This window comes from Pseudorhodoplanes sp. (genome assembly GCF_059499825.1).
The window spans coordinates 109328-130158 of record NZ_JCABZI010000013.1; the positions used below are offsets into that span (position 1 = coordinate 109328).

Below are 20831 nucleotides of genomic sequence, written 5' to 3' on the forward strand. Positions count from 1 at the left end.
TCTTGCGCGACTTGGACGGGCCCGCCTCCGGCGCCGACAATGCGCCGCGCGTGGCGCTACGCTCGCCGGACATGGTGATGCGGCTCGATCGTCTCGGCAGTTTCCATCAGACCCGTCTGTCCTTCATGCGCGTGCTGCTTCGCCGGCTTGCGCGCGACAACTGGCGGCTGTCGCGTATCTCGTGGGACGTGAACGCGCGAGGCGAAGGCGTCGCGATCTATCGTGCCGCCGGTCCGTCACGCAGCTACAGCCTGGTCGCATTCGCTCATGACCTGCCGCCCGAGAAACGTACCGACCGGGTGATTGCGGAGGAATGGGACGCGGCTTTCGCCCTGTATGACGGCGATCCGTCCCCGGCCGATATCGAGCGGCTGCGCGCGAATGTCCCGAAGCAGGAGGCGGGCCGCGTCAGTGAGAATGAGATCGTGCTGGCACGCGCCAACAAGAGCGTGCGCCTGTTCGATCATGCGGTGTCCTGCCTCGCGGCCGGGCAGCAGCCGCGCGCCGAAGACCTCGCGCCTATCGGCTACCTGATGCGGACGACGGCGGTCTATGGCAGCGGCAAGTTCGGACTGGCGGTGCGCGAGGCGATCTGCGGTCGCGAGGAATTCAATGCGCCGTTCCAGGCGGAGATGCTCGCCGTCTTCCTGATCCGCGCCTTCACACTCGATCTGGTCGATCACGCGGCGAAGATCAAAGCGCCGAAGACAGCGGTCACGCTTGCGCCCACGCTCCGGCGCAGTCTTGGCGTGGGTAACGCCACCGGTCTTGGCATGGCGCCTTTCCTGATCAATCATCCGGCGCTGCTCGATCACTGGATCACCGCGCGCGAGACCGCACTGGCCCGCGTCCGCGGTCTGTCAGATCCTCAGACGTGGGACATGCTTCCGCCCCTCGTCGCACGCGCAAAAAAGCTGGTCGCGTCCTGGACCACGACGGATGCCGTGCAGCAGGCGCGCATCGAAGGCCTCGCCGCCGACCTCGCGAGATTGTCGGCGCAGATTGCCCGCGGTCCATCCGGCTCGCTGCCGTTCGATTCGCTTTATCGATGGGCGGAGGCGGAGATTGGCCTCGAGGCGCAGGAATTGCTGGTCTCGCTCCTGATCGAGCCGCATGGCGACCTCGTCGACGATCTTGCCGAGACGATGGCCTGCGACGAGGACGCGGAATTTACGATCGACGGCAGGATGAGCGTTTCCGCGCTTATCACGCTGATCGAGCAGAATTACCGCTTCGCGATCGACACCGATTTCGGTGAGACCGCGCAGCAGGCCCGCTTCTGGTATGTCTCCGAGGAAAAGCTCGAACCGCGGCTCGGCGAACGGGCTGAGGAGGAAGGCGCCGACCGCGAGCAGCCGCTCGGCATCGCCCGCGATGTCGCCGCGCTTTATCGGGTGCTGCTGACGCGCGAGCGTGGCGACCGCGTTTCGGCTTTCCTGTTGCAGCAACCGGAGCATCGGCATCTGGTCCGCCGCATCCAGATGTCGGCGCGGCATCCCTATGCGGAGGTGCGGGACAATCTTCTCTCCGCGCAGATGCGTCCGATCGATCTGCTGCGCGCGAAGCTGGCGTGTTTCGGTGCCACCCGTTTCGACCCCAAGTCGGATCGCTGGGTGCGCATCACCATGTTCCAGAACGCCCCGCTGCTGGACGAAATCGGCACCTGCGATGCGGACGACTGGGTGCTTCCGCCGCTCGGCGAGGCCAGGGCATGACCTGGTCGCTGAGCGAGCTGGAAAGCGAAGCCAGGAAAGCCATTCGCGGCGCAGGCTTGCCATGGGGGCTGGCCGAAGAGGGCGGCAAGGCGGTGCGCTGGCTTGCGGCGCACGGTATCGACCCGCTGCCGGCGTTGGCCGACGTGCTGGAACGTCATGATCGCCGCGAGCGGATCACTTCGGCTTGCAGGTTCACGGAGACCGGCCGTCTGACTGCCGATGCGCCGCTCTGTCCGATCACGCTCGGGGCCACGCTTTGCGATGATGCTGATCGGCTGACGACGAATGCTTTCGTCGCCGGTCCGGTCGCGCGGCCGTTGCTGCTGGCTCCATTTGTGGCCGCGGCCGCGCGTATCCTCGGACGTCCATCGCAGTTGGAGGCGGATGGAACGCGAATCGTACTGGATGAGTGCGGCGATCCGTCGAGCGATCTTGCGATGCTCGACGTGTTGGACGCAGGCGAAATCCGATGCGCCGCGATTGCCGATGGTCCGTCAACTTCACCAGTCAAGGCGGCATCCACGCGCGGGATCGCGACCGATCCGCAGGCGTGGCAGCGTATCGCTGCCTATGGTCACCGAACCTACGTTCCCGCCAGCGAGCGTTCGCGGCGCGAGGGCGCGGGCGCCGGTCTGATCGACAATGATTGAGCCGTTCCCAAAGACTGAGTATCGCCGATGAGCCATGTAATATGAATCAAGTGACGATGACCCTGAGCGAGATCGAAGCGCTGGCGCTGGCCGCGCTTGTGGCCGCCGGTGCATCGCCCGAGCAGGCGCAGCCGCTTGCTTCGGCTGTTGCCGGTGCCGAAGCCGACGGCATCGCCTCGCATGGCCTCGCCTATGTGCCGACCTATTGCGAGCATTTGCGCTGCGGCAAGGTCGACGGCGGCGCCGTGCCGCTGCTGAGCAAGCCGAAGTCCGCGCTGCTGGTCGTCGATGCGAACAGCGGCTTCGCGCATCCGGCGATCGATACCGGATTCAAACAGTTGATTCCGCTGGCGCGCGAGATGGGGATTGCCGCACTGGCGATCCGCAATTCCTATAATTGCGGCGTGCTCGGCTATCACACCGAGCGCATCGCGGCGGCCGGTCTGCTGGGGCTTGGTTATACCAACGCGCCGGCCTCGATCGCGCCCTTTGGCGGCCGCAAGGCCGTGATCGGCACCAATCCGTTCGCGATCGCAGCGCCCGACGGCAAAGGCGGTGCCGCGATCTCGATCGACCAGAGCGCGAGCGTCATCGCCAAGAGCGAGGTGATGCGGAGGAAGCGCGCCGGTGCATCGATTCCGGAAGGCTGGGCCTTCGGTCCGGACGGCGAGCCAACCACCGATCCGGATGTCGCGCTGAAAGGCACGATGGCGCCGAGCGGCGGCTACAAAGGTTTCGGTGCCGGCCTGATGGTCGAACTGCTCGCGGCCGCCGCGAGCGGCGCATTGCTGGCGATGGATGCGAGCCCGTTTTCCGGCACGGCCGGCGGGCCGCCGCGCACCGGGCAATTCTTTATCGCAATCGATGTGGCGACGAGTTCGGGCGGCGCATTCGGCGAGCGCGTCACGCGTCTGGTTGAGGCGATCGCGGCGCAGGACGGCGCGCACATCCCCGGCAGCAAGCGCAAGGCCGCGCGGGCGAAGTCGGGCGCGGGCGTCGCGGTGTCCGCGGACCTCGTGAAGCAGATCAGGGATCTCGCCGCATAGCGGGTGATCGACAGGGAGAAACAGATGGCCGTTACCACCAAACAAGAGAGCGAAACCAATTCGCCAGTGATCGCGATGCGTGGCGCCGGCTATTACAGCGCCAACACGGTCGGCGCCAAGGCCGTGATCGATGCGGCTGCCGACCTCGTGCTGGAAGCGCTGGAATCGATGCCGCTGACCGGCACGACGCCGTTCACAATCGCGGATTATGGCGCGGCCGACGGCGGCACCTCGATCGACATGATGCGCAGGGCGATTGCCCGAATCCGCAAGGATGCTCCCGAGCGGCAGATCGCCATCACCTATACCGACCTGCCGCATAACGACTTCTCCGTGCTGTTCCAGCTGCTGCAGGGGCTGCTGCCGGCCTTCAAGGACAATCCGCTGGCGCTACAGCCGAACGTGTTCACCTTCGGCAGCGGCATGTCTTTCTATCGTCAGATTTTTCCAGATAGCACCATTTCGCTCGGCTTCTCGGCGACGGCGATGCACTGGCTCAGCAAGCTGCCGCTACAGATTGCCGATCACACCCACGCGGTCGGCGCCAACGCGGAAGAGAAGAAAGAGCTGCGCAAGGCTGCGCTCGCCGATTGGGACACGATCCTGCTGCATCGCGCCCGCGAGATGATGCCGGGCGGCAAGTTCGTGTTCGCCAATTTCTGCGAGGACGAGAAAGGGCATTATCTCGGCCATACCGGCGGGGTGAACATGCACGACACTTTCGCCAAGCATTGGCGAAACCTGCTGCGTGACGGCACCATCACCGAGGCCGAATACCGGGGCGCCAACTTCCTGCAATTCTACAAGACCAAGGACGAGTTCGTGGCGCCGTTCCAGGACCCGAATTCGGCCGTCAGCAAAGCGGGGCTGGTTCTGGAAAAGGTTTTCACGCGCACCACGGGCTGCCCCTATGCGGCGGACTTCAAGCAGAAGGGCGACGCTGCCGCCTTTGCCAAAAGCTATGTCCCGACGCTGCGTTCGTGGAGCGAAAGCACATTCATGGGCGGGCTCGATCCGAGCCGGCCGCAGCAGGAGCGCATGGCGATCGTCAATCGCTTCTACGAATCCTACGAGGCGGATGTCGCCGCTTCGCCTGAGGGTCATGCGATGGATTACGTCCACTGCTTCATGGTGGTCGGAAAGAAGGCCTGATGCCGGTGCGGGACCGAGCAGCAGGAGGGAGAAGCGCTGTCGAGACGGACTGAAGGTTTGCACATCAACTGAATTGCAACGGGGACAGAGAGAGGTGGATCATGCAACGTCGTAAATTTCTCAAGGGTGCCGGTCTGGTCGCAGCGACGGCCGGGATTGCGGCGCCGGCTATTGCGCAGACGCCGACCATCAAGTGGCGCATGGCGGCGAGCTGGCCGAAAAGCCTGGATACACTTTACGGCTCGGCCGTGGCGATGTGCGAGCGGATCAGCCAGATCACCGATGGCAAATTCCAGATTCAGGTCTTCGCCGGCGGCGAGATCGTGCCGCCGCTTCAGGTGTTCGATGCGGCCGCCAACAACACCGTCGAGTGCTCGCATACGCTGACGTCCTACTTCATCGGCAAGAACACCGCGTATGCCTTTGACGGCGGACTGCCGTTCGGGCTCAACGCGCGCCAGCAGGCGGCGTGGCTCTATTACGGTGGCGGCATGGAGCTGCTGCGTACCCTGTTCGGAAAGGCCGGACTGGTGCAGGTGCCGGTCGGCAATGTCGGCGTCCAGATGGGCGGCTGGTTCCGCAAGGAGATCAATTCGGTCGAGGACCTCAAGGGCCTCAAATTCCGCATCGGCGGTCTGGGCGGCACGGTGTTTTCGAAGCTCGGCGTGATCCCGCAGCAGATCGCCGCTGCGGACATCTATTCGTCGCTCGAACGTGGCACCATCGATGCGGCCGAATGGATCGGCCCGCATGACGATGAGAAATTCGGCTTCTTCAAGGTGGCGAAATACTACTACACGCCCGGCTGGTGGGAGGGATCGGCGCAGATCACCTCGCTGGTCAACAAGGGCGCGTGGGATGGCCTGCCGAAGGAATTCCGCATTGCGTTCGAGACCGCAGCCAACGAGCAGATGACGATGATGCTCGCGAATTACGATGCCAAGAATCCGGCGGCGCTTCGTCGTCTGATCGCCAACGGGACCGAAATTCGGGCCTTCCCGCGGGATGTCATGGAGGCCGCCTACAAGGCGTCGCTGGAAACCTTCGACGACCTGTCGAGCAAGAACCCTGACTTCAAGACCATCTACGAGCCCTGGACCAAGTTCGCCCGCGAGTCGAATGACTGGTTCCGCCTCGCGGAATACCGGCTGGACAGCGCACGGTTCTCGGCGCCCGCTCGCTAGACCAGCCCGTAAAGCGCAATCGCGGCCGGCAGTGCTTCGGCGCTGCCGGCTGCGGCGCCAAGCTGACGATGACCGGTGGCTGCAAAGCGGCTGCGACGCCGCACAGGCGTCTCCCAGTCGACTGTCGATGTCCGGTCAAATGCGAAGCCCGGAATCGGGCCGCTGTTGCAGCGAATTGTCCGGTCATTTAGGCTGCCCCCCAGGTCCGCAATGACGCGAATAATCGCGCAGCGACATCGGATCTGGGAGGAATGAAATATGAAAAGGCTTTTCTGGGCAGCGATCTCAGCCACTGCGATCTCGTCTACGCTCGTTGGTTTTATGGTTCTTGCGTCGGCGCAGACGTTTCCCTCACGCCCGGTCACATTGCTTGTCCCGTTCCCGCCCGGAGGTGTGACCGACACCACGGCCCGCGTCATCGAAGCGGAGCTCGCGAAGGAGCTCGGCCAGCCCGTCGTCATCGAGAACAGGGGCGGCAGCGGCGGCAACATCGGGACCAACATGGTCGCCCGCGCGCAGGCGGACGGACACACCCTTCTGGTCGTGCCCAATGCAACCGTGGTTATGAACCCCTACACCTTCAAGAATTATCCGATCGATCCGGGTAAGGATCTGACCGGGGTCGCCATGATTGGAGAGACCTATATCGGCCTCGTCGTCAAGGCGGACTCTCCGTTCAATACGATCCAGGACGTCATTGCCGCGGCAAAAGCAAAGCCCGGAGAACTCAGCTTCGGGCATATCGGCGTCGGCTCGGCCCACAACATCGCGGGCGCATTGCTGAACAAGCAGGCTGGAATCAATATTCTTCCGGTGCCGTTCCAGGGTGCCGGTCCGGCCCTCCAGAGTCTGCTCGGGGGTCACATCACCATGAGTTTCGCCACTGTCGCCAGCGTCGTGCCGTATCTCGAAGGCAAGCAGATGAAGCTGATCGCCTTCGCCGAGCCTTCCCGCGTCAAGCAGATGCCGGACGTGCCAACGATCAACGAGGTCGTTTCGGGCGTGCAGGTGACCTCCTGGGTCGGCGTGTTCGCGCCGGCGGCAACGCCGAAGCCGGTTGTCGATCGTCTCAATGCGGCGATCAACAAGCTGCTTGCGCTACCCGATGTGAAGACGAAGCTGGACCGTATCGGTGTCGTGCCGATGCCGGAGACTCCGGCGGAGTTCAACAAGCGCATTCAGGAAGATCTCAAATTCTGGAAGGGCGCGATCGAGGTGGCCGGTATCACGCCGCAATAGTGATCAGGCAGGCTTGCCGCGGGATACTGACACCTGAACGGCCTGGACGGCGCCGCGATCATCGCGGCGCCGCTGCCGTTTTAGCGTCCAGGGGACGGTCATCCGGGTTCCCGGCCGCGCCTAGGCCGTTCCGTAGGGTGAAGGCGTCGGCAGCAGTATCCCTGCAAGCTAATTAACTCGAAATGTCCGGCCATTTTGTTGGCCGGCACGGATCAAGCTGCCTTGCGGTCAATTGTCCGGTCATTTAGGGTGCCCGAAATTTGAGAGTTCGGCTCGATCGCGCTCGCGGGCCGGACCAGGGAGGGATCCATGAGGACATTTTTCCGCGTTGCAGCAGCGATAGCCGCGATTTCGGCCGCTTTATCGGGTGCTGCGGACAAAGTCGCGGCGCAGACCTACCCGTCCCGTCCGGTCACCATCGTGGTTCCATTCCCGCCGGGCGGCGTCATCGACACCACGGCGCGCGTCATCGAATCCGAACTGAGCAAGGAACTTGGCCAGCCGGTGGTCATCGAGAACAAGGGCGGCAGCGGCGGCAACATCGGCACCCACCTCGTCTCTCGCGCGCAGCCGGACGGGCACACCCTCCTGATGGCTCCCAATTCCGTGCTGGTGACGAACCCCTTCACCTTCAAGAACTATCCCATCGATCCGGTAAAGGATCTCGCCGACGTCGCGATGATCGGCGAGACCTATATCGGGCTGGTCGTCCCCGCATCGTCGCCGTTCAATTCGCTTCAGGACATCATTGCAGCCGCGAAGGCCAAACCCGGCGAACTCACTTACGGGCATATCGGCGTCGGCTCGGCCCACAACATCGCCGGCGCTCTCCTGAACAAGAAGGCCGGTATCAACATCACTCCGGTTCCGTTCCAGGGCGCTGGCCCGGCGATGCAAAGCCTGCTCGGCAACCACATCACCATGAGCTACGGCACGCTCGCCGGCATCCTGCCCTATGTGGAATCCAAGCAGATGAAGCTGATTGCAATCGCCGAACCCAAGCGCATCAAGAAGCTGCCGCAAGTCACGACGATGGACGAGGTGGTGCCCGGCGTCGAGGCGACCGTCTGGGTCGGCGTATTCGCGCCGGCCGGTACGCCGAAGCCGGTGGTTGAACGGCTGAATGCCGCGATCAACAAGGTGATCGAAATTCCCGAAATCCAGACCAAGCTCGATCGGATCGGCGTTGTGCCGACGCCCGGTTCGATCGCGGATTTCGAAAAGCGCGTTCGCGACGATCTCAAGTTCTGGAAAAGCGCGGTTGAACTCGCCGGCGTTACGCCGCAATAGTCGGTTGATCCGTCACCTGGATTCTTCACGTGGATCAGATTGCAGATTCCTTGTGTGACGTCCTCCTGACGGAGGAGGTGTCGGAGACGACACCGTTCTGGGCCGTGCTGGCGATAGCTCTGACCGGCCGCCTTGCCGCGGATTTCGGCGCGCGTGTCGTTCGCGTGTGTCGCGGCACCGATCCGCTATCGGTCGCGCGAGCGGATGCGGGCGACGCGCCACGCGCAGCTCATTTGGAGGCGCTGCAAGCCTTTCTGTCCCACGGAAAGGAATGCGCGCCACCGGACACGCCTTTGGTGGCCCACGGCTCCATCCGGCCTCGCACCCATGTGCGTCTGACGTACGACGGCGACGCGAGTCCGTCTGTCTCGACTGCCGGCGCCGGCGATCTTTCGACCAAGACCGTGATCTTCGCCGAGGACGTGACCGGCCAGCGGGGAGCCAAGGCTGCCGCAAGCGAATTCACAATTTGTGCGAGAAGCGGGCTCCTCGACATTGTCGGTCGCTCGGACGCGCGGCCGCTCATGCTGGGTGGCCATCAGATTTCATATTCGACGGGTCTGTCCGGTTTTCTTGCAGCCTCGGCGCTGTTGCACGGGACGGATCTCGATCGTGCCGAAGTTTCGGCGCTCGGCACTGCGTTGTGGATCAACTGGAAGTCGCTGGCAGCGGCCGCGCGGGGGAAGCCGATCCCGCGGCGCTCCGCGGAAAGTGGAAAGTGGCGCACCGCGCCATGTGCGGATGGTCATGTCGCACTTGTGTATTTCGACCGCGACTGGCCGGTGCTCGCCAGAATGACAGGCGATCCGGAGATGCAGGCGCTAGCCGCGGAGCGAGCCTGGACCGACCCTACGAAACTCTCCGCGCTTGAGCGCCGGCTTGAAGCTTGGGCGCTCGGTCAGACACGCGAGCAGATATCGGCGGCATCGAAGGCATCAGGCCTGGCGTTGGGCGCCGTCTGGACCCCGGCGGAGTTGCTCAATGACCAACAATATCGAGCGCGCAGCTTCTTCGGCGCGGCGGTAGATGGGAACGCTCCCCGTCCGCGACTGCCGATGATGATTGCGGCGCGCGGCGCATCGGGCAACGCGCCGCGGCGTGATCGAGCGGCGGGCGGCGGCGGTCCGCTGTCCGGCATTCGTGTGATCGATCTCGGGATTCTCACGGCCGGCGCGAGCACGTCCGCAATTCTCGCCGATCTCGGTGCCGACGTCATCAAGGTGGAATCGCCGACCTATCTCGATCCGTTTCGCGGCACGCCAGGAACGAGCCGCGCCGAGGGCTGGTGGAACAATTCCGACGCATTCAAGAGCACCAACCGCAACAAGCGGGGTATCTGCCTCGATCTGAAATCGGACCGCGGCCGCGAGATATTCCTCGAGCTTGCTGCGCAATCGCATGTGGTGATCGAGAATTTTCGGCGCGGTGTGATGCAGCGGCTCGGCCTTGGCTATGAGGCGCTGCGCGCAGCGAATGGCGGGATCATCCTCGCGTCTGTCTCGAGTCAGGGCGAGAATGGACCGGACGCGGGCAATATCTCATTTGGTTCAACCCTTGAAGCGACCTCGGGACTTGCCGCTTTGACAGCCTATGACGACGGGGTTCCGCTGGTGACAGGCATGGACCTGAATTATCCGGATCAGGTCGGCTCGGTTTTTGGCGCCTCCGCCATCGTGGCGGCCTTGCATGCCGTGCAACGTTCGGGAGCCGGCGCACATCTCGACATCTCGCAGCGTGAGCTGACGACCTATCTGTTGGGCGAGGCGATTATGGCGTCTGCCGACGTCGTTGCGGCATCGCGCGGAAATGCGTCTCCCGAATATCTTCTGCAGGATGCGTTCGCGACGAAGGACGGCTGGATTGCGATCAGCCTGCGGGATGAACAGGATATGATGCGCGCGTTGACACTCGCCGCGCCGCACATGGCCGGCGCGAACAGCCGCGATGTTGCCGCCTGCAAGAGCGCATTGAGCGCCTGGACGTCGAGCGAGACATCTCAGGACATTTGCAAACGCCTGAACGCGAGTGGCCTTGCGGCGACGGTTGTCTGCAACGGGCAGGATGCTTGGCATTGCGCACGGCAAGGAGCTGGTGGCGCGATCCAGCCCCTCGCGCGATCACCGTCGGACGACATCGTGAAAGGGTTCCCGCTGCATCTGCCGCAGCGACCCATCGCGGTGACCCTGTCGGCGCCGGATCTCGGCCAGCACACCGAGGAGGTGCTGCGCGATATTCTCGGCCTCTCATCTGCCGAGATCGCGCAGCTTGCGCAGGACAATGTCATCGGCACGAGACCGGCATCGCCGAATGCGTCGCGGCTGGACTAACTGATCTGTTCCTGCGGCGCCCATAGATTGAAAGAGAAGCGAGCGATGAAAGCGGTTCGTTGTCACGAGTGGGGCGACCCCGACGTCCTGACGGTCGAAGACATCGAAGCGCCGCGGCCGGGGGGCGCTGAAGTTCTGATCCGCGTCGAGGCCAGCGCGGTGAATTTCACCGACACGTTGATCGTTGCCGGAAAATACCAGTTCAAGCCGAAGCTGCCGCATATTCCGGGTCACGAGCTTGCCGGAATCGTGCTGGAAACGGGCGAGGGCGTGACGCAATGCGCCGTAGGCGATCGTGTCATCGCATCGGCGCGGCAGGGCGGTGGCTTCGCAGAGGAATATGTAGCGCTGGCCGACAAGGTCTATCGCATTCCGGACAACATGAGCTTCGAGGCGGGTGCGGGCTTCATCATCGGATACGGCACTGCGTATTTCGCGCTTCGTTATCGTGCCATGCTGCAGCCCGGAGAGACTCTGCTTGTGAATGGCGCGGCCGGTGGCGTTGGTCTGGCCGCTATTCAGGTCGGCAAGGCGCTGGGAGCGCGCGTCATAGCCTGCGCCTCGACGTCAGACAAGATCGCGCTCGCGGCATCGTATGGCGCCGACTGCTGCATCAATTATGTGAGCGAAAGCGTGCGCGACAGGGCGCTGGCTTTCACCGACGGCAAGGGCGTGGATGTCGTGTTCGATCCGGTTGGCGGCGATGCCTTCATGCAGGCCATGAGGGTCGTCGGCTGGCACGCGCGCATGCTGATCGTTGGATTTGCTTCTGGTACATGGCAGCAGATCCCCGCGAATATCGTGCTGGTGAAAAATATTGCGGTGATGAGTTCGCTGTGGGGCGCTGAAATGGAGCGCGATCCGGAATTCGCCCGCACGGTGCTCGGTGAAGCGCTGGCGCTGTATCGCGACGGGCGGCTGCGGCCGTTGCCCGGCAAGACCTATCCACTGAAGAATGCGGCCGATGCGCTTCGTGACATGATAAGCCGCAACGTGACGGGCAAGAGCATCGTTCTGCCGCGCGCCTGACCGCTCTTCCGCGTTACGCCTTTGGTCGGCGGCGCATCAGCACCCGGCGTTCCGCCTCGAATACGATCTTGTCGTCCTGATTGAGGCCGATGTGGCGGAAGCGCACGACGCCGGCATCCCTGCGGTCGCTATCTTCCTTGTCGATCACCTCGCTGAAGGCATAGAGGGTGTCGCCGTGAACGACCGGATGCTTGAGGCGGAGCCCTGTCAGCGAAAGCTCTGCGAGCGCGTTTTCCGCGGTGTCCTGCGCGGCAAGCCCGATCACGATCGATGCCGTGACGCCGCCGAACACAATGCGGGTGCCGAACGGCGTCTGCTTCATAAGATGCTCGTTGAAATGGCCATCGGCGGTATTCATCACGAGGTTGGTGATGAACTGGTTTTCCAGCGCTTCGACCGTCTTGCCGCGACTGTGCCGGATAACCAGGCCGGGCGTGAAGTCCTCGAAATAGTTGCTGGCTCCGGTCAGTGCAGGGTCGTTCATGGCGGAACCTATGCGAGCAAGCGGTCGGAAATGATGCGAAGCTGAATCTCGGAGGTGCCCTCGAAGATCTTCGTCAGCCGTGCGTCGCGCCAGAACCGTTCGACCGGGTGGAGCGTCGTATAGCCCGCGCCGCCCAGCACCTGGAGCGCGTCCGAGGTGACGCGTTCGGCCATCTCGCTCGCAAGATACTTTACCATCGACGATTCCTTGTCGCTCCGACGGCCAGTATCCACGCAATCGCACACGAAATACATCAATTGCCGCGCAGCTTCGATCTCGGTCGCCATCTTCGCAAGCTTGAAGCGGACCCCCTGGAAGTCGGAGATCGGTTTGCCGAACTGCACGCGCTCCTTGGCATAGGCGATAGCGGAGTCCAGCGCGCCGGTGGCGCATCCGATCGCGCGGGCGGCGGTGTGTGCACGCGCCTTCTCCAGCTCGCTCGTGATCAGGTAGAAGCCCTTGCCTTCTTCGCCCATGAGCGAAGAGGCTGGAATGCGGAAATCGTCGAAGGCCAATTCGAAGGTCTTCATGCCGAAATAGCCGATCTTCGGTATGGCATGGCCTTGCAGGCCCTTCGGAAAGCTGCCGCGCGGCTTCTCGAACATGAAGCAGGAGATGCCTTCGTGCCGCCGCTTCGGGTTGGTTGGCTCGGATGTGCGCGCCATCAGGATCATGAAGTCGGCGCCGTCGGCGAAGGTGCACCAGTACTTGTTGCCGTTGATGACCCAGCTGTCGCCGTCGCGGCGCGCGCGGCAGGCAATGGCGGACACATCCGAGCCGACATCGGGTTCCGAGATTGCGACGCATCCGATGAATTCGCCGCGCACCATGCGTGGGAGATAATTGCGGCGCTGTTCTTCCGTCATCACCGGCATACCGACGAGGCCGTTACCGCGCGCCATGATGCTGGCGACGCTCATCCAGGCTTTCGAAAGCTCCTCCGCAACAATACAATACTCAAAACATCCCAAGCCTAAGCCGCCATATTCTTCCGGAATCAGAATGCCGAAATAACCCATTTCGGCCATCTTCTCGCGCAGCGCCATCGGGATGTCGCCCTTCTCCGGATCGAGCTTGTTGGCGATCGGCATCACTTCGCGCATGGCGAATTCCCGCGCGCTCTCCTGAATGAGGCGGCGTTCTTCTGTCAGGTATGTCATCTAAATCGTTCTTTCCGCACCAGATTCGTTCGCTTGAAATCCACCACCAGCGCCTTGCGCTGATTGAATCCGCGTGTGTGCCAGGTCACGATGCCGTGGCGCTCGTCGCTCTTCGAGGAGCGACAATCCAGCACCTCGCTCGATGCGGTCAACGTGTCGCCGGGATAGACAGGCTCGTAGAAGGTCAGATCCTCGATGCCGAGGAACATGCCTCCGGCCTCGCTCAGGTCCTGGACACTCAGTCCGAACACCGTATTGAACACGAGCATCGGGCAGACCACGACATCCGGATGCCCTTCCGCGCGCGCAAACTCCGCGTTGAAGTAGCGCGGGTTGTAATGCAGCGTCAGCGTGGTGAAGATGGTGTTGTCGGCTTCGGTGATTGTGCGGCCCCAGTGATGCACGAACACGCGCCCGGGCTTGAACTCCTCGAAGGACGTGCCCTTGCGCCAGAGGACGGCCCGCTGCTTCAGCGCGGCCGGATCGGTTTGTGTTGCTGTCATGCGCCTCCTGCCTGACGCAGCAGCTGCGTCTTCATGGTGAAGCGATCGGCCGGATAAAGGCTGATCGCGATCTGATAGAGGTCGTCGGCGGGATCGAAATAGCGACGCAATACGAACAGGCCGGGGCTGCCGGCCTCGGCGTCGAGCTCCGCGGCATGCTTGTCATCGATCGCAACCGCGCTGATTTCCTGTTCGAGCCGCGTCAGCACCACGCCGAAATGCTGTTCCAGCAGGGTGAAGATGCCGGAGGTCTGCGGCGTGAGGTGCTTGCGCACATCCGAATATTTCCGAGCGACGAAGATCTCGGTCCAGCACAGCTTGATGTTGCGCGTGAGGTGCCAGCGCAGGCCGGCAAAGCGCAGCCAGCTCTCACCCGCTTTGCAGCCGAGCAGATCGGCGAGGCCCTCGCGGACGGCGATCAGCCCTTCCGATTTGCGTTCGAGCCTCGTGTCCTGTGCCGCGTCGAAAAGACGGCCGAGGGTGTCGATCTCCTGCACGAACAAAGTGGGGTCGGTCCGGCCGCAGACCACGGTGCCCGCGCCGCGCCGGCGCTTCAGCAGGCCGCGGGACTGCAATTCCCGGATCGCCTCGCGCACGGTCTGGCGGCTGACGCCGAACCGGTCGCACAGCTCGTTTTCCGGAGGGAACTTGTCCCCCGCCGCATAGCGGCCCGACATGATTTCGTCGGTCAGCGTCCGGCGAATCTGCTGGTACAGGGTCGGCGACGACATGCTCTTTCTCCGCCCGAGAGGATCGGTGCTGCAAATGTCCGAACATTTGTTTGCATGCGCCGGGCCTGCTTGCAACGAAATTCTGCAGAGCCACCGGTCTCTCGCCCGGTCACCCACAGCACCGGCGAGGCATCCGTTAAACCACTGAAATGTTGATTGTTACTGGATCGCCCGCCTTCGCGGGCGATGACATTGAGCTTAGGACCTGCTCCTGGTCGCAATCCGGTCGGTCGCAGCAGGCCGACAATGTCCGTACAATTTCGCTTGACCGGTTTGATGATCGGTGGTGGGAAGGGCCGCAGAGAAAGCGCCGGCAAAAGCAAAGGCGGCAGGACGGCCAATGACCGAGAGCAGAGGCGGCGCGCTGGAGGGGACCCGGGTCATCGATCTGACCCAGATGCTGGCCGGGCCGTATTGCACGCAGATGCTCGCGGATCAGGGCGCGGAGGTCATCAAGATCGAGCCGCCGCAGGGTGACTCATCCCGCAACCTCGGACCGTACCGGCCCGACGACAAGGTGCGGCGGACCGGCGGCTATTTCGCCTCGGTGAACCGCAACAAGAAGAGCATCGTCATCGATCTGAAGTCGGAGGATGGCCGCGCGCTGCTACGGCGGCTGGTTCGTACCGCCGATGTGGTGGTTGAGAATTATCGCGCGCGGGTGATGGACCGCCTCGGCCTTTCATTTGAGTCGCTGCGCGAGGACAATCCGGCGCTGGTCTATGCCGCGATCCGCGGCTTCGGCGATCCGCGTACCGGCGAGAGCCCGTATGTGGACTGGCCCGCCTTCGACGTCGTCGCACAGGCGATGGGCGGCATGATGGGGATCACCGGTCCCGACGCCAAAACACCGACCAAGGTCGGTCCTGGCCTTGGCGATATCGTGCCGGGCGCCTTCGCCGCGACCGGCATCCTCGCCGCTTTGTTGCGTGCGAAGATGACCGGACGCGGCCAGTTCGTCGACATCTGCATGGTCGATGTGGTGCTCTCGATCTGCGAACGCATCGTGCATCAGCACAGCTACGCCGGCGTGGTTCCGGGCCCGGAGGGGAACCAGCATCCGATTCTCACGCCATTCGGCCTGTTCAAGGCATCCGACGGTTTCGTCAGCATCGGCGCGCCGACCGATGAATGGTGGCGCAAGATCCTCAATCTGATCGGGCGCGAGGATCTCCTCTCCGACGAGACGCTCGCGACCAATGCGTTGCGCACCAAAAATCGCGAGCGAGTCTTCGAGATCGTCGAATCGTTCACGCGCATCCGCACCAAGAAAGAACTGCTGGAGATTTTCGGCGGCAAGATCCCGTTCGGTCCGGTCTACGACATGGCCGATATCGCGCAGGATCCGCATTTCGCGGCGCGCAACATGATTGTCGAGACGAGCGATCCAGACACGGCAGCGCCGGTCGAACTGGCCGGCGTACCGATCAAGTTCACCGAGACGCCGGGCGGGATCTGGTCCGGTCCGCCATTGCAGGGCCAGCATACCGACCAGATTCTCGCAGCAGCCGGTCTCGAACCGTCAGAAATCGCCGACCTGCGTCAGCGCAAGATCGTTCAGTAGGAAGTGAAGACGATGCAGAGCACACGCCCCCGCCGCCCGCGCCGCGTTCAATTGTCGGTCCCGGGCTCCAGCGACAAGATGATGGCCAAGGCCGCGGCAAGCCGTGCCGATCATGTCTTTCTCGATCTCGAGGATGCGGTTGCGCCGAGCGCGAAGGAAGGCGCGCGCCAGAACATCGTCAAGGCGCTGAAGGAGCTGGATTGGACCGGCAAGACGCGTTGCGTCCGGATCAACGATCTCACCACCAGGTATGCCTACCGCGACATCATCGAGGTGGTGGAGGGCGCGGGCTCCCATCTCGACACCATCATGATGACCAAGGTGACGTCGGCATCGGACATCCAGTTTGCGGCAACGCTGCTGAGCCAGATCGAACGCACCATCGGTCTCGATCGCGAGATCGGCATCGAGGTGCTGATCGAGGAGGTCGAGGGCGTGCAGAATGTCGAAGCCATCGCCAAGGCGAGCCCGCGCGTCGAATCGCTGATCCTCGGCATGGGCGATCTCTCCGCCGCGATGGGGATCGACCTCGGGTTCGTCGGCAGCGCCGCCAATCCCTATCCCGGCGACATCTGGCATTATGCGCGGGTGCGGCTCGGCATGGCCGCGCGCGCGGCGAAGATCGACGCCATCGATGGCCCGTTCCCCAATTTCAGGGACATTGAGGGCTACCGGCGGCAGGCGATCGAGGCGCTGGCGCTCGGCTTCGTGGGCAAGTGGGCGATTCATCCGGCGCAGATCGAGCCGGCCCTTGAAGTATTCTCGCCGAAGCCGGAAGAGATTGCGCAGGCGCGCAAGCTGCGCGATGCCTTTCTCGAAGCGGAAGCCAAGGGGCTCGGCGCCGCGCAGATCGACGGGCAAATGGTCGATATTGCGTCGCTGCGCATCCTGAAGAATACGCTGGACCGCGCCGAATTGTTCGGCATGTAGGACGACGCAGTAAACTGGAGCAGACCGATGCTGCAAGCCGTTAAGTCGCACGCCCAGGACGGCATTCCGAGCGCGGTGACACGCGCGGTGGTCGACGAACTCGTTGCCCGCCGGATCGAGCAATATCCGGCGGACATCGTCGAACTGGCCAAGCAATGCGTGATCGATCTCCTCGCCGTCACACTGGCGGGCACACGCGAAAGCGGATCGCAGGCGGTTGCGGCTGAGCTCCTTGACGGGCGCGGCAGCGACGGTCCGTCGACGCTGATCGGACTGGCTCAGCGCGCTTCCGCGCTCGACGCCGCGCTGATCAACGGCATGGCCGCGCACGCGCTCGACTACGACGACGTCAGCCTGCCGATGTCGGCGCATGCCAGCGTGGTCATCCTGCCGGCGCTGCTGGCGCTCGCGGAGAAGCGCAAGGCCTCGGGTCGGCAGGTGCTGGAATCCTTCGTCGCCGGATACGAGGCCGGATCGCGGATCGGCATGTATATGGCGCCGACGCATTACGACAGCGGCTTCCACGGCACCGGCACGATCGGCACTTTCGCCGCCGCTGCCGCCTGTGCGCATCTGATGCGGCTCGATGCCGACCGCACCGAACGCGCAATCGGCATTGCCGCAGCGCAGGCGGCCGGCATCCGTTCGATGTTTGGCACCGACTGCAAGCCGCTGCATGCCGGCAAGGGCGCGTTCAACGGCCTGTTCGCGGCATTGCTGGCGGCGCGCGATATCACCTCTGCGACCGGTTCGGTCGAATGCGCCAACGGTTTCGCCGCGACGCATGCCGGGTCCCGCAATGGTGCGGAGGCCTTTGCGGAGCCGGCGGGCGGTTTCTTCCTGCGGCAGAATCTCTTCAAGTATCACGCCGCCTGCTACATGACGCATGCAGCCGCAAACGCGATCAACGAGACGATGAAGGCGCATGCGCTGTCACCCGACGCAGTGGAGCGGATCGTCGTCACCGCCGACCAGTCGCTGAACAGCGTCTGCAACATCCCCAATCCGGACACCGGTCTCGGTATGAAGTTCAGTCTGCGGACGGTTGCGGCTTTGTCGATGCTCGGACGCGATACCAGTGCCCTGTCGAGCTTTACCGACGATGCAGCCGCAGACCCCGCGATCGCGCAAGCGCGCGAGAAGGTCGAGGTGCAACTCGCCGACATCCGGCCGATCACGCGCACCGGGATCCGGCTTATCGCAAAGGGTGGCCGCGCCATCGAGGCGGAGCACGATTCCGGCAGACCCGAGACCGACCTCGGCATTCAGAAGGCGCGGCTGCAGGGCAAGTTCAAGGCGCTGGCCGGCGAGGTGCTGGGCGCGCAGCGCGCCGGGGAATTGCTCGGCGTGGTCGAGACGCTGGAGACGCAGCCGGATATCGGCGCGATGATGCGGCTTGCGGCGAAGGGGTAAGTCGATCCGTCATCCTGACGTGCGAGTGATGCCGGCCGCCTCAGGGTGACGGATCAGCTCGCGCAGCGATGTTGCTTTTCCTCTGTTCAATCGCGGTTCCGCCTGTGCTACACGCGCCGCAGGGGCTCCGGCGGACAAAGCCGGCATGACAGAACAGAGTGAGGCGTCCGTTTCCGGACAGTCTCTCCAGCGCGCATGGTTTTCACGTGACAGACGACGTTCTGCAGGATGGCTCGACGAAGGCGCGCCGCAGCTTCTTCCGCAGGATGATGCGGGGATTAGGACGCGCCTTCTGGGCGCTGTTCCTGTTTCTGCTGGTCGTATGGGCGACGCTGGCGATCTATTATTCCAATCTGCCCTGGTCATGGGGGCGCACGGCCTTGGCCGTGATCTTCGCCGTATTCGCCGCCTGGACGCTGCTGTTGTCGCGGCCGCGGCGGACTTACGTGTTCTTTGCCGGCTTCCTCGCCGTGGTGGCGTGGTGGATCGCCATTCCGCCGTCGCATGACCGGCCGTGGCGGCCGGAAGTCGCGGTGATGCCGCGCGCCTTTTTCGACGGCGACAAGGTGCGGATCACCAATGTGCGCGACTTCACCTATCGCAGCCGCAACGATTTCGACGTGCGCTACGTGGAGCGCACGATCGATATTTCCCATCTCACGGCGATCGATTTCTATGTCTCCTACTGGACCGAAGGTCCGGTCGGCCATACGTTCCTGAGCTTCATCTTCGACAACGCGCCGCCGCTCTCGATCTCGATCGAGACCCGCCCCGAGATCGGCGAGGGGTTCGATCCGATCGCGTCGCTGTTCAAGCAGTTCGAGCTGATCTACGTGGTCGGCACCGAGCGCGACGTCGTCGGCGTGCGGACCAATCATCGCGGAGAGACGACGTATCTCTATCGTCTCAACGCGTCGCTCGCGGAAGAGCGCGAATTGCTGCGGATCTATCTCGAGCGGATCAACCAGCTCGCCGACAAGCCGGAATGGTATCACCTGCTCAGCAACAGCTGCACCATCAATATCATCCGCTATGCCAATGCCGCCGGCCGCGAGGGTCGACTCAATATCCGGCATGTGCTGAATGGCTGGATCGACGCCTATCTCTATCTGACCGGGCGGATCGATACGTCGCTGCCATTCGTTGAATTGCGCCGGAAATCGCTGATCAACGCTAATGCGCAGGCCGCGGGCGACGGACCAAATTTCTCCGAGCGCATCCGCAAGGACGTGCCGACCGTCAAGGACTGACGTTTCGGTCAGGCCGGCGGCCCGGATTGTGATGCCTGCCCGGGCGGCGCGTCGGGATCGCCGAGCAATTCGGCGAGCCAGCGCGTTGCCGGATGCTGCGCGCAGAAGGTCAGGATCGCGATCGCGATCGGCACCCCGATGAAGGCGCCGAACAGGCCCCACATCCAGGTCCAGAAGAACACCGACAGCAGCACAATGAACGGCGAGATCGCCAGCGCGCTACCGGAGACGCGCGGCTCGATATAGCTGCCGATGACGAACTGGACCACGTTGAGGCAGGCGAATACGACCAGCGCGGTTTGCCAGGACTCGAACTGGCCGAGGGCGTAGAAGGTCGGGAACACGGTCGCGATGAACGGGCCGATGAACGGGATATAGTTCAGCGCGAAGGCGATCACGCCCCATTCCGGCGCCAGCGCCAGCCCGGACAGGGCCGCGATCGCCCAGACGGTGATGCCGGTCGCGAGACTCATCCAGGTGCGGATCATCATGTAACGCCGGAAGCGCTGCGCGGTGGCGCGGCTTCCGTCGATCAGGACGCGCGCCGCATCGCTGCTCATCAGGCCGCCGATCTTGGCGCCGATCGTGCGGACCTCGAGCATGCCGAGGATCACATAGACGGCGACCACCAGCCAGAAGGTGAGCGTGGTGTTGAGCCGCCCGGTGACGCTCTGCAGCGTGCCGATCAGCCATCGCACGTTGAAATGCTCGGCCCACATGCCGTCGATGACGATGCCGTGCCCCTCCAGCCAGGCCGAGGCCTGATCGTAGAGCGACTGGAATCGCGGGGCCTCGGCGATCAGCGCGCGGGCGACGCGGCTGAAGCCCCAGGCCACGGTCGAAGCGAAGGCCAGGAAAACCACAACGATCATGCACATCACGATCGCCAGCGCCAGCAGGCGCGGCATGCGCTGCTCCAGTGCGTCCTGCAAGGGCCAGGCCAGCGCAATGATGAACAGCGCGCAGGCCACCGGCGCAAACACGCTGGTCGCAAAATAGAGCGAGGCCACGATTGCGATCATGGCAAGGATGCCGGCATAGGCGGCAAGCCGGGCGGTGGCGCTCTGTGAATGCATTTGATCTGTCATGCGGCCGTCATGGTGGCGATTGCGTGTTCGCAGCCTGCAGTCATCCGCACGCTCTGGCAATCCGAAATCGCATGAT

18 protein-coding genes are annotated in these 20831 nt (G+C 63.5%); 13 read left to right on the plus strand and 5 right to left on the minus strand.

Annotated features, from left to right (window positions below):
* Positions 1 to 11 precede the first annotated feature (11 nt).
* The 9 genes from AC5I5I_RS18870 to AC5I5I_RS18910 all read left to right on the plus strand — a co-directional run bounded on the left by AC5I5I_RS18870 (position 12) and on the right by AC5I5I_RS18910 (position 11632).
* Positions 12 to 1715: a hypothetical protein gene (locus tag AC5I5I_RS18870; protein WP_495975489.1), complete on the plus strand. Its 1704-nt coding sequence runs from the start codon at positions 12 to 14 to the stop codon at positions 1713 to 1715.
* Positions 1712 to 2365, plus strand: coding sequence for a DUF3726 domain-containing protein (locus AC5I5I_RS18875; RefSeq protein WP_495765221.1), 654 nt, complete (start codon positions 1712 to 1714; stop codon positions 2363 to 2365). Before AC5I5I_RS18870 ends, AC5I5I_RS18875 begins: the two co-directional genes overlap by 4 nt.
* A 56-nt stretch (positions 2366 to 2421) precedes the next feature.
* Positions 2422 to 3411: an Ldh family oxidoreductase gene (locus AC5I5I_RS18880; RefSeq protein WP_495975814.1), complete on the plus strand. Its 990-nt coding sequence runs from the start codon at positions 2422 to 2424 to the stop codon at positions 3409 to 3411.
* 24 nt (positions 3412 to 3435) lie between these two features.
* A complete protein-coding gene (locus AC5I5I_RS18885) occupies positions 3436 to 4563 on the plus strand; it encodes a class I SAM-dependent methyltransferase (protein WP_495975491.1) in 1128 nt (375 codons plus the stop codon).
* Between the two features lie 101 nt (positions 4564 to 4664).
* The gene (locus tag AC5I5I_RS18890; protein ID WP_495975493.1) at positions 4665 to 5747 is read left to right on the plus strand and encodes a TRAP transporter substrate-binding protein; all 1083 of its coding nucleotides are present in this window, start codon (positions 4665 to 4667) and stop codon (positions 5745 to 5747) included.
* 393 nt (positions 5748 to 6140) lie between these two features.
* A complete protein-coding gene (locus AC5I5I_RS18895; protein WP_495975495.1) occupies positions 6141 to 6986 on the plus strand; it encodes a Bug family tripartite tricarboxylate transporter substrate binding protein in 846 nt (281 codons plus the stop codon).
* Between the two features lie 309 nt (positions 6987 to 7295).
* Positions 7296 to 8276, plus strand: a complete 981-nt coding sequence (locus AC5I5I_RS18900; RefSeq protein WP_495975497.1) for a Bug family tripartite tricarboxylate transporter substrate binding protein — start codon at positions 7296 to 7298, stop codon at positions 8274 to 8276.
* A gap of 29 nt (positions 8277 to 8305) precedes the next feature.
* Positions 8306 to 10603: a CaiB/BaiF CoA-transferase family protein gene (locus AC5I5I_RS18905; protein WP_495975498.1), complete on the plus strand. Its 2298-nt coding sequence runs from the start codon at positions 8306 to 8308 to the stop codon at positions 10601 to 10603.
* Between the two features lie 45 nt (positions 10604 to 10648).
* Positions 10649 to 11632, plus strand: a complete 984-nt coding sequence (locus tag AC5I5I_RS18910; RefSeq protein WP_495975500.1) for an NADPH:quinone oxidoreductase family protein — start codon at positions 10649 to 10651, stop codon at positions 11630 to 11632.
* Between the two features lie 13 nt (positions 11633 to 11645).
* Here the strand turns inward: AC5I5I_RS18910 and AC5I5I_RS18915 are convergent, their stop codons facing one another.
* The 4 genes from AC5I5I_RS18915 to AC5I5I_RS18930 are packed head-to-tail and all read right to left on the minus strand — an operon-like array spanning position 11646 to position 14510.
* Entirely contained in the window at positions 11646 to 12116 is a 471-nt protein-coding gene (locus AC5I5I_RS18915; RefSeq protein ID WP_495975502.1) for a MaoC family dehydratase, read from the minus strand.
* An 8-nt stretch (positions 12117 to 12124) separates the two neighbouring features.
* A complete protein-coding gene (locus tag AC5I5I_RS18920; RefSeq protein ID WP_495975504.1) occupies positions 12125 to 13276 on the minus strand; it encodes an acyl-CoA dehydrogenase family protein in 1152 nt (383 codons plus the stop codon).
* Positions 13273 to 13779 carry a MaoC family dehydratase gene (locus tag AC5I5I_RS18925; protein ID WP_495975506.1) on the minus strand — a complete coding sequence of 169 codons (507 nt, stop codon included), beginning with the start codon at positions 13777 to 13779 and terminating at the stop codon, positions 13273 to 13275. The genes AC5I5I_RS18920 and AC5I5I_RS18925 overlap by 4 nt, the downstream gene beginning before the upstream one ends.
* On the minus strand, positions 13776 to 14510 hold the full coding sequence (locus AC5I5I_RS18930) for a GntR family transcriptional regulator (protein ID WP_495975508.1): 735 nt from the start codon (positions 14508 to 14510) through the stop codon (positions 13776 to 13778). The genes AC5I5I_RS18925 and AC5I5I_RS18930 overlap by 4 nt, the downstream gene beginning before the upstream one ends.
* A 340-nt stretch (positions 14511 to 14850) precedes the next feature.
* Here AC5I5I_RS18930 and AC5I5I_RS18935 point away from each other — a divergent pair, with 340 nt between their 5' ends.
* From AC5I5I_RS18935 to AC5I5I_RS18950, 4 genes are all read left to right on the plus strand, one after another.
* A complete protein-coding gene (locus AC5I5I_RS18935; RefSeq protein ID WP_495975510.1) occupies positions 14851 to 16074 on the plus strand; it encodes a CaiB/BaiF CoA transferase family protein in 1224 nt (407 codons plus the stop codon).
* 12 nt (positions 16075 to 16086) lie between these two features.
* Positions 16087 to 17004: an HpcH/HpaI aldolase/citrate lyase family protein gene (locus AC5I5I_RS18940; RefSeq protein WP_495975512.1), complete on the plus strand. Its 918-nt coding sequence runs from the start codon at positions 16087 to 16089 to the stop codon at positions 17002 to 17004.
* A 27-nt stretch (positions 17005 to 17031) separates the two neighbouring features.
* Entirely contained in the window at positions 17032 to 18417 is a 1386-nt protein-coding gene (locus AC5I5I_RS18945) for an MmgE/PrpD family protein (RefSeq protein ID WP_495975514.1), read from the plus strand.
* Positions 18418 to 18623: 206 nt separating this feature from the next.
* Positions 18624 to 19667, plus strand: a complete 1044-nt coding sequence (locus tag AC5I5I_RS18950) for an Lnb N-terminal periplasmic domain-containing protein (RefSeq protein ID WP_495975516.1) — start codon at positions 18624 to 18626, stop codon at positions 19665 to 19667.
* 8 nt (positions 19668 to 19675) lie between these two features.
* Here the strand turns inward: AC5I5I_RS18950 and AC5I5I_RS18955 are convergent, their stop codons facing one another.
* A complete protein-coding gene (locus AC5I5I_RS18955) occupies positions 19676 to 20743 on the minus strand; it encodes an AI-2E family transporter (RefSeq protein ID WP_495975518.1) in 1068 nt (355 codons plus the stop codon).
* Between the last annotated feature and the right edge of the window lie 88 nt (positions 20744 to 20831).

Bases quoted from the DNA above. Each gene is read 5' to 3' on its own strand.
- AC5I5I_RS18940 (WP_495975512.1), top strand. From the start codon at position 16,087: ATGCAGAGCACACGCCCCCGCCGCCCGCGCCGCGTTCAATTGTCGGTC.
- AC5I5I_RS18920 (WP_495975504.1), bottom strand. From the start codon at position 13,276: ATGACATACCTGACAGAAGAACGCCGCCTCATTCAGGAGAGCGCGCGG.
- AC5I5I_RS18880 (WP_495975814.1), top strand. From the start codon at position 2,422: ATGACCCTGAGCGAGATCGAAGCGCTGGCGCTGGCCGCGCTTGTGGCC.
- AC5I5I_RS18885 (WP_495975491.1), top strand. From the start codon at position 3,436: ATGGCCGTTACCACCAAACAAGAGAGCGAAACCAATTCGCCAGTGATC.
- AC5I5I_RS18955 (WP_495975518.1), bottom strand. From the start codon at position 20,743: ATGCATTCACAGAGCGCCACCGCCCGGCTTGCCGCCTATGCCGGCATC.
- AC5I5I_RS18890 (WP_495975493.1), top strand. From the start codon at position 4,665: ATGCAACGTCGTAAATTTCTCAAGGGTGCCGGTCTGGTCGCAGCGACG.
- AC5I5I_RS18935 (WP_495975510.1), top strand. From the start codon at position 14,851: ATGACCGAGAGCAGAGGCGGCGCGCTGGAGGGGACCCGGGTCATCGAT.
- AC5I5I_RS18910 (WP_495975500.1), top strand. From the start codon at position 10,649: ATGAAAGCGGTTCGTTGTCACGAGTGGGGCGACCCCGACGTCCTGACG.
- AC5I5I_RS18915 (WP_495975502.1), bottom strand. From the start codon at position 12,116: ATGAACGACCCTGCACTGACCGGAGCCAGCAACTATTTCGAGGACTTC.
- AC5I5I_RS18930 (WP_495975508.1), bottom strand. From the start codon at position 14,510: ATGTCGTCGCCGACCCTGTACCAGCAGATTCGCCGGACGCTGACCGAC.
- AC5I5I_RS18875 (WP_495765221.1), top strand. From the start codon at position 1,712: ATGACCTGGTCGCTGAGCGAGCTGGAAAGCGAAGCCAGGAAAGCCATT.
- AC5I5I_RS18925 (WP_495975506.1), bottom strand. From the start codon at position 13,779: ATGACAGCAACACAAACCGATCCGGCCGCGCTGAAGCAGCGGGCCGTC.
- AC5I5I_RS18900 (WP_495975497.1), top strand. From the start codon at position 7,296: ATGAGGACATTTTTCCGCGTTGCAGCAGCGATAGCCGCGATTTCGGCC.
- AC5I5I_RS18945 (WP_495975514.1), top strand. From the start codon at position 17,032: ATGCTGCAAGCCGTTAAGTCGCACGCCCAGGACGGCATTCCGAGCGCG.